The organism is Methylosinus sp. is20ea, from assembly GCF_059718135.1.
This window is the reverse complement of sequence record NZ_AP046088.1, coordinates 1135909-1149246: the sequence shown is the minus strand read 5'-3', so window position 1 is coordinate 1149246 and position 13338 is coordinate 1135909. Positions and strand designations below refer to the sequence as shown.

At 65.1% G+C, this 13338-nt stretch carries 14 protein-coding genes; 7 read left to right on the top strand and 7 right to left on the bottom strand.

Annotation, left to right across the window (positions count from 1 at the left end):
- Window positions 1-5: 5 nt before the first annotated feature.
- The 3 genes from shc to AC6IY7_RS05200 form a co-directional block, all read right to left on the bottom strand.
- On the bottom strand, window positions 6-1964 hold the full coding sequence (shc, locus tag AC6IY7_RS05210; protein ID WP_497782015.1) for a squalene--hopene cyclase: 1959 nt from the start codon (window positions 1962-1964) through the stop codon (window positions 6-8).
- A 67-nt stretch (window positions 1965-2031) separates the two neighbouring features.
- Window positions 2032-2334 carry a helix-turn-helix domain-containing protein gene (locus AC6IY7_RS05205; protein WP_497782014.1) on the bottom strand — a complete coding sequence of 101 codons (303 nt, stop codon included), beginning with the start codon at window positions 2332-2334 and terminating at the stop codon, window positions 2032-2034.
- 12 nt (window positions 2335-2346) lie between these two features.
- On the bottom strand, window positions 2347-2478 hold the full coding sequence (locus tag AC6IY7_RS05200) for a hypothetical protein (protein ID WP_497782013.1): 132 nt from the start codon (window positions 2476-2478) through the stop codon (window positions 2347-2349).
- A gap of 207 nt (window positions 2479-2685) precedes the next feature.
- Between AC6IY7_RS05200 and AC6IY7_RS05195 the strand changes: the two genes are divergently transcribed.
- From AC6IY7_RS05195 to AC6IY7_RS05185, 3 genes are all read left to right on the top strand, one after another.
- Entirely contained in the window at window positions 2686-3057 is a 372-nt protein-coding gene (locus tag AC6IY7_RS05195; RefSeq protein ID WP_497782012.1) for a Rieske (2Fe-2S) protein, read from the top strand.
- A gap of 92 nt (window positions 3058-3149) precedes the next feature.
- Window positions 3150-3902: a hypothetical protein gene (locus AC6IY7_RS05190; protein ID WP_497782011.1), complete on the top strand. Its 753-nt coding sequence runs from the start codon at window positions 3150-3152 to the stop codon at window positions 3900-3902.
- A gap of 98 nt (window positions 3903-4000) precedes the next feature.
- Window positions 4001-4876, top strand: coding sequence for a translation factor GTPase family protein (locus AC6IY7_RS05185; RefSeq protein ID WP_497782010.1), 876 nt, complete (start codon window positions 4001-4003; stop codon window positions 4874-4876).
- Between the two features lie 45 nt (window positions 4877-4921).
- Here AC6IY7_RS05185 and rpsD read toward each other — a convergent pair whose 3' ends face one another.
- The 3 genes from rpsD to AC6IY7_RS05170 form a co-directional block, all read right to left on the bottom strand.
- The gene (rpsD, locus tag AC6IY7_RS05180; protein WP_024878548.1) at window positions 4922-5539 is read right to left on the bottom strand and encodes a 30S ribosomal protein S4; all 618 of its coding nucleotides are present in this window, start codon (window positions 5537-5539) and stop codon (window positions 4922-4924) included.
- A gap of 316 nt (window positions 5540-5855) precedes the next feature.
- Window positions 5856-6227, bottom strand: a complete 372-nt coding sequence (locus AC6IY7_RS05175) for a hypothetical protein (RefSeq protein ID WP_497782009.1) — start codon at window positions 6225-6227, stop codon at window positions 5856-5858.
- A 140-nt stretch (window positions 6228-6367) separates the two neighbouring features.
- On the bottom strand, window positions 6368-7219 hold the full coding sequence (locus AC6IY7_RS05170; protein WP_497782008.1) for a hypothetical protein: 852 nt from the start codon (window positions 7217-7219) through the stop codon (window positions 6368-6370).
- A 306-nt stretch (window positions 7220-7525) separates the two neighbouring features.
- On the opposite strand from AC6IY7_RS05170, the gene AC6IY7_RS05165 reads away from it, so the two are divergent.
- Window positions 7526-7831, top strand: coding sequence for a hypothetical protein (locus AC6IY7_RS05165; RefSeq protein WP_497782007.1), 306 nt, complete (start codon window positions 7526-7528; stop codon window positions 7829-7831).
- A 10-nt stretch (window positions 7832-7841) separates the two neighbouring features.
- Here the strand turns inward: AC6IY7_RS05165 and AC6IY7_RS05160 are convergent, their stop codons facing one another.
- On the bottom strand, window positions 7842-8087 hold the full coding sequence (locus AC6IY7_RS05160; protein ID WP_497782006.1) for a hypothetical protein: 246 nt from the start codon (window positions 8085-8087) through the stop codon (window positions 7842-7844).
- A gap of 224 nt (window positions 8088-8311) precedes the next feature.
- On the opposite strand from AC6IY7_RS05160, the gene AC6IY7_RS05155 reads away from it, so the two are divergent.
- The 3 genes from AC6IY7_RS05155 (at window position 8312) to AC6IY7_RS05145 (ending at window position 13337) form a co-directional block, all read left to right on the top strand.
- Window positions 8312-8788, top strand: a complete 477-nt coding sequence (locus AC6IY7_RS05155; protein WP_497782005.1) for a MarR family winged helix-turn-helix transcriptional regulator — start codon at window positions 8312-8314, stop codon at window positions 8786-8788.
- Between the two features lie 86 nt (window positions 8789-8874).
- Window positions 8875-12063, top strand: coding sequence for an efflux RND transporter permease subunit (locus AC6IY7_RS05150; protein WP_497782004.1), 3189 nt, complete (start codon window positions 8875-8877; stop codon window positions 12061-12063).
- Window positions 12060-13337: an efflux RND transporter periplasmic adaptor subunit gene (locus AC6IY7_RS05145; RefSeq protein ID WP_497782003.1), complete on the top strand. Its 1278-nt coding sequence runs from the start codon at window positions 12060-12062 to the stop codon at window positions 13335-13337. Before AC6IY7_RS05150 ends, AC6IY7_RS05145 begins: the two co-directional genes overlap by 4 nt.
- Window position 13338 lies beyond the last annotated feature (1 nt).

Below are 13338 nucleotides of genomic sequence, written 5' to 3'. Positions count from 1 at the left end.
GGCGTCTAAAGTCCGGTCTGGACAATTTTGCTGTTGCCCCTCTCGAGGTTGCGGTAGCGCGCGAGCGCCCAGAGCGGGAAGAATTTCGCGTAGCCGTGATAGCGCAGATAGAAGACCCGGGGGAAGCCCGTGGCGGTGAAGCGCTCCTCTTTCCACAAACCGTCCGCGCCCTGATTGGCCTGCAGATAGGCGACGCCGCGGGCGACCGCCGGATGGCCGACCTCGCCCGCCGCCATCAGCGCGAGCACGCCCCAGGCCGTCTGCGAGGCGGTGCTCGGAGCTTTCGCATAGCCCCGATAGTCGAGCTTGTAGCTGTCGCCGTCCTCTCCCCAGCCGCCATCCTCATTCTGGATCGCGACGAGCCAGTCGACGGCGCGGCGCATGGCGCGATGCTCCGGTTTCAGCCCCGCCGCATTCAGCGCGCAGAGCGTCGACCAGGTTCCGTATATATAGTTCATCCCCCAGCGGCCAAACCAGCTTCCGTCCGGCTCCTGCTCGGCGAGCAGATAATCGACGCCGGTCTTCAGGCTCGGGCTCGTCTCCATCTTGTCGCCGAGTTGGGCGAGCATGGAGACGCAGCGCGCCGAGACGTCGGCGGTCGGCGGATCGAGCAGCGCGCCGTGGTCGGCGAAGGGGATGTGGTTGAGATAATAATATTCATTGTCGGCGTCGAAGGCGCCCCAGCCGCCATTCTTGCTCTGCAGCCCCTCGACCCATTCGCGCGCGCGGGCGATGCGCTCGTCATAGGGGCGGTCGGAGCGTCCGCCGCAGGAGCGGTCCATGGCGGTCACGACGACGGCGGTGTCGTCGACATCGGGATAATAGGCGTTGGCGTATTGGAAGGCCCAGCCGCCGGGACGCACATTCGGCCGCTGCACGGCCCAGTCCCCCTTCACCTCCAGCTCTTGCAGTGGCGCGAGCCAGTCGAGTCCGGCGCGCGCGCGCGCTTCCGCCTCCGCGCCGCCGACTTCGAGCAGCGTATGGCAGGCGAGCGCCGTGTCCCACACCGGCGAGACGCAGGGCTGGCAATAGGCCTCGTCCTCCTTGATCACCAGCAGACGCTCGATCGATTCGCGCGCCAGTCTCACTCGCTCGCCGTCGGCGGGGACACCGAGCACGTCATACATCAGCAGGCTGTTGACCATGGCCGGGAAGATGGCCCCCAAACCATCGACGCCGTTCAGCCGCTCGGTCACGAAGGTTTCCGCCGCGCGAATCGCGCGCTTGCGCGGACCCTTTGGAAAATAAGGCTCGGCGGCGCGCAGCGCTCTGTCGATCGCGCCGAAGAGGGCGATCAGCGCGGGATGTTGATGCGCGCCCTTGGGCCATTCCTTCACCTCCTCGGGCGGCGTCGTGAACAGCTCGCCGATATGCACGCCGAGCCGGTTCACGGCCTGCGGCTTCAGAGTCTGCAGCACCAGCAAGGGCACGAGGACGGTGCGGCCCCAATAGGAGATCTTGTCGATGTGGAAGGGAAACCATTTCGGCAGCAGCATGATCTCCACCGGCATGGCCGGCACGCCGCGCCAGGGAATCTCGCGGTAGAGCGCCAGCAGCGCGCGCGTGAACACATTGCTGCGCGCCGCGCCGCCATGGGCGAGGATCGTCTCGCGCGCGCGCCTCATATGCGGCGCCTCTATGTCGTCGCCGATCATCTTCAGCGCAAAATAGGCCTTCACGCTGGCGCTCATATCGAAGCCGCCCTCGTGGAAAAGAGGCCAGCCGCCATGCGCGCCCTGAATGCGGCGCAGATAGGCTGCGATCTTGCCTTCGAGCGCAGGGTCGATCGGCTCGTCGCGGAAATGGCGCATCAGCACATATTCCGCCGGGATCGTGGCGTCCGCCTCCAGCTCGAAGCACCAATGGCCGTCGCCTCGGGCGAGCGCCTGCAGCGCGGTCGAAGCGCGCGCTATGCTGTCGTCGAGCGGTTCCGGCGTCTCGATCGCAAGGGCGGTCGCGGTCATCTCTTCGCGCTCCTTCGCATCGACAGTCCTTTCGTCTTTCTCGATTTCACAGAATGGGCTCCAGGCGTCACAGACGCGCGACGCGCAGCGCCGGCGCCTCCGAGCCGCTCGGCGGCTTGACGACGATCTCGACGTCTTGACCCAGCGCCACCAGAAAACGCAGCAGCCGCTCGACCGAGAATTGGCGGAAATCGCCGCGCAGCATTTTGGACACGTCCGGCTGCTTGACCCCGAACAGGCCGGCGGCCTCGACCTGCTTCAAGCCGCGCTCCTTCATCAGCCGGCCGATCTTGCCGATGAGCTGCGCTTTGAGCGCATTTTCAGCGCGCGAGCCGGCGGCGGATTCATCTATCGCCTCGAGACCGTTCATTGTTCTGCTTCCTCAGCGCAGCACGATGAAGGTCGCGAGCTGGAAAAAATAGACGAGCGCGAGCATCCATCGAATATGCCGCAGGTGACGCTCGATCCTCTCGAATGTCGCGTCGCAACGCAGGTCGAGCGACGAGTTTGTCATGTGACGTCTCCGCCTTCTGGTCGTTGAACTCGGCTCCATGCGAGGGGGCGCTGCACGCTCGATCCCACTCTTTCGAAACCGGTTGGTATAGTGATCTAACCATATCGTCAAGCGTCGGATCAGGCTGGCTCATCGCTTGCTACCCGATTTCACGGGTCCGCTCCGGGTCGCACGGAGCGTGGATGTTTGTTCGAAAGGGGTCAGCCCATGGACGATCTGTTTGTGATTTGTCGCACAGGCCACATAGAGGACGGTCAAGCCACCGGCTTCGTCCTGATGCGCGCCTATGAGAATGGCGACAGCAATCCGTGGCCGATCCTCATCACCCGCAAGGGCAACAACTTCTACGGTTTCGAGAATTCCTGCCCGCACGAGCAGATGCGTCTCGACACTTCACCCGGCAATTTCCTCGACGAGTCGGGCAATTTCCTCGAATGCGGGCAGCATCGCTCCCAATTCGACCTCGACACCGGCCATTGCTTCATCGGCCCGTGCCAGGGCGGAAAGCTGACGCCTCTGTCGCTCGTGATCGACGATGGCGACGTCTGCATCACCGGCGTGCTGCTGGCGGACGAATGAAGACGGGCGCCGCGCCCGAGAGAGGGGCTCGGGAAGCGAGCGCCCAAGCATAGACCTGGGACTGCGAAGACTGGGGACAGGAAGGATAACCCATGACGGACATGGCGGAACTGCAAAAGCGCAAGCAGCCTCTCAATTTGGCGATCGTCTATGTCGATCCCGACGCCTTCATCGCCAATTATATGGGCTGGCTGGAGATCACGACCTTTATCACGGCGCTGCGCGCCGGCGATGTGACGGTTCCCGCCGACGGCGTCACGCCCAAGCTCACGGACCAGCAATTGAAGGCCGCCACGGCGGTCACTTACGGCGGCGACGCGCTATTCGCCTTCTTCATGACCGCGGCGCTCAAGGGCGACAAGGCGGCGGCCGACAAGGTCGAGGCCGCCCTCGTCGAGAGCATGGGCAAGGATTTCCCCGGCGCCACCTCGCTGTGGAGCTTCCGCACGCCGATGGATCCGCCGATCAGCCTCGAGGATCATGTCGGCGCCGCCGGCAAGAAGCTGCTGCTCGGCGACATTCCGCCGCCGCCGCTGCGCGCCAAGGAGAATTGGAACACCGGCATTCGCTTCTTCGAGCAGGCGCGCAAATCCAATTTCGTCCATGAGATCATGTATCCGCTGGCCCTGTGGAGCCGCGAGCGCTGGACGGACACATTGGAGAAGGGCATCTCCTTCCTCACCCATATCGAGGACAATGTGCCCGTGCTGCGCGAAGTGCTCGAGGAAAAGCGCAATGATCAGGCATTCGTCGCCAATCTGCTGCTGAAATTGGCGCCCGCCATCGATCAAGAGCTCACCGAGGATATGGAGGGCTTCCTGCGCTCCCTGGCGCGCCGCAACTGAGTGAGCTCGAGCGCGGCGTATGTCGTCCCGTCATACGCCGCGGCTAGCCTCGCCCGCTTCCGATTCGCCGCCGGCGACGGGAGAAGTGGGAGGCCGTTATGAATAATTCGCCGCTGCTCGTCTCGGTGACGATCGCGCCCAAGCTCGAACGCGATTGGGAGGAGCTCGTCGAAGCGCTCGCGCGCCTGTCCGCCGGCGCGCCCGGACTGCGCGTCTCCGATCTCGATGTGATCGGCGGCGCGCAGGCGCTGCTCGAAGCGGCGAGCGAGGAGCGGCTGAGAGAAATCGTCGCGCGCTTCCAAGAATTGTCGCCCGTCGAGGCGATCATCGGGCCGCCGCGCGTCGCCTATCGCGAGCGCCTGTCGCGACGCCAGGAAATCGACTTCACCCATAAGCGGCCCGGCCAATACGCCCGTGTGAAGCTCATTTTCGATACGGATGGCGCGGGTGGCGAGATTTTCGAAAATCGCGCGCCGGAGAAATCCATTCCGGCGGAATTCGTCGATGGCGTGGAGCGCGGCGTCGTCTCCGTCGTCGAGAACGGCGTCCTGCTCGGTTGTCCGGTCGTGGAGCTGAAGGCGGCGCTGGTGGACGGCGCCGGCCATGGCTCCGATTCATCCGTGCTGGCGTTCGAGATCGCGGCGCGCGCCGCGACGCGCGAGGCGCTCGCGAGAAGCAGCGAATTGCTCGAGCCGATCATGAGCGTCGAGACTGTGGCGCCCGATGATGTCGCGGAAGCGGTGATCGAGGATTTGCGCGGCCGACGCGCGGAGGCTCTGAAATCCGAGCATGGCGATGAAACCACGCGAATCGCGGCGACTGCGCCGCTCGCGGAATTGCTCGGCTATGGCGAGGCGCTCAGCAGCCTGACCAAAGGGCGCGCCAGCTATAATTTGCGCTTCAGCCATTATGCGCCGACGGATGACGCGCCGTTCCGGCCCGCGGCAGCCGCGCGGCCCAGCGCCGCGGCCTGACAATGAGGATACGCCGGCCCGAAAGCTGCGGGCCGGCGAACTCGATCAGCGCGAGTAGAACTCGATGACCAGATTCGGCTCCATCTGCACCGGATAGGGCACTTCGGAGGGCAGCGGAACGCGCGAGAGCTTGGCCGTCATCTTCTGATGATCGACCTCGTAATATTCCGGCACGTCGCGCTCGGCGAGGCCGACCGCCTCGAGGACGATGAGGATCTGCCTGGAGCTCTCCTTCACCTCGACGACGTCGCCCGGCTTCACCAGATAGGACGGAATGTTCACGCGGCGGCCATTCACTTTGATGTGGCCGTGATTGATGAACTGGCGCGAGGCGAAGACTGTCGGCACGAATTTGGCGCGATAGACCACGGCGTCGAGACGGCGCTCGAGCAGGCCGATCAGATTGTCTCCCGAGTCGCCCTTCAGCCGGATGGCCTCCGCATAATATTTGCGGAACTGCTTCTCGGAGATATTGCCGTAATAGCCCTTGAGCTTCTGCTTGGCCTTGAGCTGCGTGCCGAAGTCGGAGGGCTTGCCCTTGCGGCGCTGGCCGTGCTGGCCGGGGCCGTATTCGCGACGGTTCACCGGGCTCTTCGGGCGGCCCCAGATATTCTGTCCCAGACGGCGGTCGATTTTATATTTGGCTTCGGCGCGTTTCGTCACTTGCCGGCGTCCTTTTCTGTGGCTGCCTCGCAAAGCGCGACAACAACGGGACGTCGCGCCCGGCCCCTGTCGAGGCGAGCGTCGCCGAACCACGTTCCCGCGCTGCGAGGCATTGCCTCTAGCGTCAAAAGAACGCGCCCTCCTCTGCCGGAAAACCGGCCGACAGGTCGTTCCAGGAACGGCCACGGGTGCGGGCCGGCGAAGGTCTCCCCGCGCCGGACCGTGGGTGAATATCCGCGTGAGCGGGGGAAGTCAAGAAAAAGGCCGGCTCGCGAAGCGCGGGCCGGCCGGTGTCGGCTGAGCCGAGAGGCGGGGCTCAGGGCCACCAGATCGGCGCGATGCCGTCGCGATAGGGCAGCACCTCGAAGCGGCGGCGGTTCGGCAGCGTCTCCTGCATGAACCAGCTGCGCTGATTGTCCTCGACCGGCTGATAGGCGAAATAGGTCGCCTCCACCATGTAGCGATTGGTCGAGCCGACCGGCACGACCGGGCCCGGATCGAGCCAGCTGCGGCGCGGAACGACGAGCGGCTGACGCACATAGGGGATGGGGCCGGTCGCCACGACGATCGGCGTCGCATAGACGGGATGGCGATGCGCGACGCGATGAGTCTTGGCGAGCGCCTCGCCCGCCGTCGCGCAGGCGAGGAGGCAGGCGAGACCGGCCGACAAACTGACGAAATGACGCATCCTCATCTCCTGATTCCAACAATCGACGCGATCATAACCAATCACGCCGCCTGGCGATACGGGCCGCCGCGCGGCGCGCCTCACGAAAGCTGAAAGCGATCCGGCGAATGCGCCGGGCCGCCCCTAAGCAGCGCGCCGCTTCAATGGCGCGTCGCGCGTTTTTTGGGCGCCTGCTTGGCGGGGTCCGCCTCGCCGACGGGGGCGGCGGCGAGGCAGCCCGACCCTTCGACCTTGGGGCCAGATCCTTCGACCTTGGGGAAGGAGCGGGCCAGCGCCTTGTTCTCGCCGGAGGGCTGATAATAGACGCGGTCGAGCAGGCAGCCCAGGGCGCGGCGGTCCATCGGCTTTGCGCCGGCGCCGCAGGCGATGCCGGCGACCTCCATCGAAAGGCTCGCGTTCACCAGCCGCACGGCGAGGCAGGAGCGCTCGCCCGCCGCGGCGGCGGCGACGCCGCCTTCGCGCATCGACAATTTGATCTCGGCGGCCTCGAAGGCTCCGGCGCGAGTCACCAGCGGCGTCGGCTGGCCGATGCGGACGACGCCGAGGCCGGCCTGGGCGGCGTGGCGCGCCACATCGAGGAAGAAGTCGGAATTGCCGAGCTTCTCGCCGGCGGGCTGTAGAATATCGAGCCGCAGATAGGGCCTGCCGGTGTCGAAGGCGCCGAAGGCGTGCGTCTCCTGGCGGCCGCCCGAGGGAAGCGCCGGATCGAAGGATATCTTCGGCTCCCTGTCGATCTCCGGCGCCTCGAGCCGGAAAGCGGCGATGCGCTCGGGAGCGACGACAGCCGCGGGGGCCGATTTGACGAGGGCCGGCGGCGCGGCGGCGACGCTCGTCGTCGCCTCCTGCGGCGCGCGGACGAAGGCGAGCGATCCCGCCAGCACGAGGAGCGCCGCGACGCCCATCAGCGAGGCGGCGAGATTGCCGAGCGGGCGCGCCCGTAGCGGGCCGCCCGAGACATAGGGGAGGTCATCGCCGGAAACCGACAAACTCATAACGCAACTCCAACGGCCCGACGTCACGCGGGCTTTACAATCCCGATCGGGCCGATGCGTCCCGAGGTCGAGGTAATCTGCCCATGACCATTAGCGTTAAGCGTAAATATTCCGTTGAAAATGGCGCAGTTCGCGCTCGCTCGCCCGCGCGGCGATCTGCTCGGGGCCTCGGAGGCGCGGCCTCGCGGCGCCTGCCGCGAGGTCTAGACAAATTTCGGACAAGAAACTCCATGAAAGAGAAGCGGTCGGTTCCGACTATCTGCGCGACATACCGTCGCTCTGATCCTGCAACGTCGAGGAAATGGAATGAAGATTCTCGCAACGGCGGCCATCGCGACTTTGATCTCTTTTCCCGCCTGCGCCGAAAAGGTCGCGGTCGGCTGCCAGCTTGTGGCACAATACAGCGAAGATCAAGTCGGTTATCTTCTGAGCGAGGCCCGTTCGGTCATCGGCGATCAGGAAACCAATCGCATCTACGGCCATTACGTCAGCCTGCGCAGCGCCTGCCAATATGACGGCGCCGCCACCCGCGTGGTGAATTTCCCGCCGGCCTTGCGCGATCTGCTCGCTCAGAACGGCATCGACATCCGCCGCTTCGCGCGGCGGCTCTGAGACGCCCTCGTCAGTGACGGCGGCCGCGCTTGCGGGCGGCCGCGGCCCCCTGAATCTGCGCCTTGCAGGCCCGGCTGAGCCCGCCGAAATTGGCCTTCAGGCAGCTCTCCACCGCCGCCGCGTCGGGCACATAGCGCTCGCAGAATTTATAGGCGTCGTCGGTGCAGGCCGTGCGCTGGCGGGCGGTTCCATGCGGCGCCGCCTCGGCCGAAGCCGCGCAGACCAGCAAGAATGCGCATCCCAAGAGCAGCCTCATCCTCAGTCCTCCCTTTATGCGTTCCGCGCCGATGTGGCGCGAAATTGCCACAATCAAGTTAGGCGCGGCGCGCTGCGCGGCAATCGGCCGATGCAATCATCCTAAATAGGGCCCGAAATCCGCGTCGCGGACGCGATCCGGCTCGGACGGGGGCTTGAAATCGGCCCGGCGCATCTATTTAATAAGCACACTTATCAAAAGCACCGCTATAGAAAGCATGCATAATGCCTTCGCCGCCGCCGACGACTTTCTGCTTCCTGTTGCATGATGCGGCGCGGCTGATGCGCAAGCGCTTCGAGCAGAACGCCCGCGAATTGGGCCTGACGCGCGCGCAGACGCAGGCACTGGCCTATCTGTCGCGCAATGAGGGCGTCAGCCAGTGCGTGCTCGCCGAAATGCTCGATCTGGAGCCGATCACGCTCGGCCGCACGATCGACCGGCTGCAGGCCCTCGGCCTCGTCGAGCGGCGACCGCATGAGACCGACCGGCGCGTCTGGCTGCTGTTTCTGACCGATGCGGCCTGGCCCGTCGTCGAGGCCATCGCTCCCATCTCCGAGGCGACGCGCCAGGAGGCGCTCGCCGGCGTCAGCGACGAGGATCGGGCGGCGTTGATGCGCGTGCTGGAGACGGCGCGCGCCAATCTTCTCGAGAAGATGAGCTGTTCCGCGAAGAAGGCGAAGGCGAGGAGCGCGACCGGCTGAGCGGCTGAGCGGCGGCGATCGTAGGAACAAGGGCGAGAGCGATGCGGACGGCGGCGCCCGCACCCGAGTGAGAGTGGAAGACGGCCATGGAACTCGTCAAATATGCGCTCAAGTTTCGGCTGACGTTCTACGTCCTGGCCATTTTGATGACCTTCCTCGGCGGGGCGGCGATCGTCTCGACGCCCAAGGACGTATTTCCCAACGTCGATATTCCGGTCGTGACGGTCATCTGGACCTATACGGGCCTCTCCACCGCCGAGATGGAGAGCCGCGTCACCACTTACGCCGAGCTCTCCACGAGCAACAACGTCAACGGCATTCGCAATTTGGAGAGCCAGACGCTGCAAGGCGTCGCGGTGATGAAAATCTATTTCCAGCCTGATGTGAACATAGAGCTCGCCATCGCGCAGGTCGTCTCGGCGATGAATTCCATCCGCGCCTTGATGCCGCCCGGCATCAATCCGCCGACGGTGGTGCGCTATTCGGCCTCGCAAGTGCCGGTCATTCAGCTCGCTCTCTCCAGCAAGAGCCTGAGCGAGCAGCAGCTCTACGACATGGGTCTCTATCGCGTGCGCCAGCAACTGACCACGACGCCCGGCGTGACGCTGCCGACGCCCTGGGGCGGCAAGCAGCGCCAAATCATGGTCGATCTCGACACGGCGACGCTGCAGGCGCGCGGCCTGACGCCGCTCGATATCGTCAACGCCATCACCGCCGGCAATCTGGTGGTGCCTTCGGGCCTGGTGAAATTCGGCGATCTGCAATATGTCGTGCGCCTCAACTCGACGCCCGACGCGCTATCGACGCTCAACAGCATTCCGATCCGCGTGGCCGATGGCGCGCCGCTGTTGATCCGCGACGTGGCGCAAGTGCGCGACGGCAGCCCGCCGCAGCAGAATATCGTGCGCGTCGACGGCTCGCGCGCCGTGCTGCTGACCATATTGAAGAATGGCAACGCCTCGACGCTCAATGTGGTCGAGAATGTGAAGGCCGGCATCGCCAAGCTGCGCGAGGCGATCCCCAAGGACACGAATATCGCCGAATTGTTCGATCAGTCGGTCTTCGTCTCCAACGCCATATCGGACGTGCTGCACGAGGGCGTCATCGCCGCCGGCCTCACGGCGCTGATGATCCTCCTGTTCCTCGGCTCCTGGCGCTCGACGCTGATCGTCATCATCTCCATTCCGCTGTCGATCCTGACCTCGCTCGCCGTGCTCAGCGCGCTCGGCCACACGATCAACATCATGACGCTCGGCGGCATGGCGCTCGCGGTGGGCATATTGGTGGACGACGCCACTGTGGCGATCGAGAACACCTATCGCCTGTTCGAGGAGGGCAAGGAGTTTCGCCATGCGGTGGCGGAGGGCGCCGCCGGCATCGCCAAGCCCGCGCTGATCTCGACGCTCGCGATCTGCGCGGCCTTCGTCTCGGTGCTCTTCCTCACCGACGCCGCGCGCTTTCTCTTCGTGCCGCAGGCGCTCGCCGTCGTCTTCGCCATGCTCACCTCTTATTTCCTGTCGCGAACGCTGGTGCCCATATTGATGGACCAGCTGCTCATCCACGAGCATCACGCGACCCGCGAGCGCGAGAGCGATGCGCGGGGCCGTGGATTTGCCGGGATATTGACGCGCATCCAGCTCGGCTTCGAACATGGCTTCGAGAAGATGCGCGGCCAATATGCGCTGCTGCTGGGGGCCGTGTTGCGCCACAAGGGGCGCACGCTCGCCTTCGTCGCCGGCGTCTTCGTCTTCGGCGCCTTTTTGTTCGCGTCGGTCGGCGAGGATTATTATCCGCAGATCGACGCCGGCCAGATGACGCTGCATGTGCGCGGCCGCTCCGGCCTTCGCATAGAGGAGGCGGAGCGTCTCTTCCAAAAGGTCGAGGATGCGATCCGCGAGGTGATCCCGCCGCATGATCTGGCTCTGCTCATCGACAATATCGGCCTGCCGCAGATCACCTATAATTACGCTTTCTCGGACGGCACGACGGTCGGCTACAATGACGGGCAGATCATGGTCTCGCTCGCCCATGGGCATGCGCCGACGGCCGTCTATATGCGGCGGCTGCGCGAGATCCTGCCGCAGCGCTTCCCCGATTCGGTCTTCTATTTCCAGCCGGCCGACATCGTCACGCAGATCCTGAACTTCGGCCTTCCCGCGCCGATCGCGGTGCGCATCGTCGGCCGCGACGCGCCCGGCAATAAGATCATCGTGCGCAAGCTCTTGGATCGCGTCAAAGAGGTGCGCGGCGTCGTCGACGCGCATATTCATCAGATTCTCGACGCGCCGGAGTTTTTCGTCGACATAGATCGCTGGAAGGGCCAGCAGCTCGGCGTCAGCGTCCAGCAGATCGCCAATAATGTGAATATATCGCTCTCCTCCTCCTTCCAGGTGACGCCCAATTTCTGGTCGGACCCGGTCACGGGCATTCCCTATCAGGTGGCGGTGCAGACGCCGGAATATCGCATCGCCTCGCTCAACGCCTTCGCCAACACGCCGGTCTCCGATCTGACCGGCGCCGCCTCGGCGCAGGTCGATCTCTTGACCAATGTCGCGCAATGGACGCGCGGCGTGGAGCAGACCGTCGCCACCCATTCCAACACGCAGCCGACCTATGACGTCTACGCCAATGTTCAGGATCGCGATCTCGGCGGCGTCGAGCGAGACTTGCGCAAGGCGATCGCGGAGATCGAGCCGGAGTTGAAGCCCGGCAACTACATCGTCATCCGCGGCCAGATCGAGAGCAAGAACCAGGCGTTCGCGCGCATCGGCCTCGGCCTCGTCGCGTCCATGGTGTTCGTCTATCTGCTGATGGTGGTGAACTTCCAGAGCTGGGGCGATCCTTTCGTCGTCATTCTCGCTCTGCCGATCGCCTTCTGCGGCATCGTCTTCGCGCTCTTCGTGACCGGCACGACCTTCTCCATTCCGTCGCTGATGGGCGCCATCATGTCGGTCGGCGTCGCCTCGGCCAATTCCATCCTGCTCGTCACCTTCGCGCGCGAGCATCGCGAGGCGACCGGCGTCTCCGCCGAGGAGGCGGCGATCGAGGCCGGGATGACGCGCATTCGGCCCGTCATCATGACGGCGGCGGCGATGTTCGTCGGCCTTCTGCCGATGTCGCTCGCGCTCGGCGACGGCGCCGAGCAGAACGCCGCGCTGGCGCGCGCGGTGATGGGCGGCATCGCCTTCGGCACCTGTTCGACCTTGCTCTTCGTGCCCTTCCTCTACTCGATTCTGCGGCGCGCGGATGTGAAGCCTCTGAGGGATTATCTATGACCGAGATGTCGCAGCCGCAGGGACGCGGATTCGCTTCGACTGGAGTGGGCGTGCGCGAGGCGCCGCCGCCGCGTCTGAGAAAGCTGCCTTTCCTCATTCTGCTCGCTCTGCTCGCCATCGTGCTGCTGATCGGCATGCGCCGCCATGCGGCGCAGGAGCATGACGCGCAGGTCTTTCAGCAGGAGCAGGCCAATGCGCCGCTCAGCCTGCGCGCCACCAAAGTCACCAAAATCGCCGGCCCCGTGCATATAGAGCTGCCCGGCCAGACGCTCGCCTGGGAGCAGGCGCGTCTCTTCGCGCGCGCGACGGGCTATATCGCCGAGCGCCGCGTCGATATCGGCAGCAAGGTGAAGCAGGGCGATCTTCTGGTCCGCATTTCCGCGCCCGATCTCGACCAGCAATATGCGCAGGCGCAGGCGCAGCTCGCGCTCAACAAGGCGCAGCTGCTGCAATCCAAGGCGCAGGTGGAGCAGACCAAGGCCAATCTGAACCTCGCCAAGCTGACCTTCGGCCGCAGCTCGCAGCTCGTCAAAAACAATTACGAGAGCAAGCAGAACAACGACATCAACGCCGCCAATGTCGAGACGCAGACGGCCAATCTCCAATCGGCGCAGGCGGGCGTCGAGGTGGCGCAAGCCAATATCGCCGCCGCGCAGGCCAATGTCGATCGGCTGAAGCAGCTCGTCGGCTTCAAGGATGTGACGGCGCCGTTCAAGGGCGTGGTGACGGCGCGCAACATAGAGGTCGGCGATCTCGTCAGCGCCGACGCCAATAGCGGCACGCCGCTCTTCTCCATGGCGCGCGACGATATTCTGCGTGTGCAGGTCTCGGTGCCGCAGTCGGAGGCGGCGGGCCTCGTCGACGGGCTCGAGTCCAAGGTGGTGGCGCCGGAAATGCCGGGCAAGGTCTTCAAGGGGCGCATCGCGCGCAACGCCAACTCGCTCGCCTCGGCCTCGCGCACGCTGCTCACCGAGGTCGACGTGCCCAATCCGACCGGCGAATTGCGGCCGGGAATGTTCGTGCGCGTGGTGCTGGAACTTCCGCGGCCGCGGCCGCTCGTCAATGTGCCGGCGCAGGCGCTGCTCTTCGGGGCGGACGGGCCGCGCGTCGCGGTGATCGACAAGGACGATGTCGTGCGTGTCGCCAAGATCGTCATCGCCCGTGACTTCGGCACGAATGTCGATGTGGAGCAGGGTCTCACGGGCGACGAGACCGTCGCCATCGACCCGCCCGTCGATATTCGCGACGGCCGCAAGGTGTCGATCCGCAAGTGAG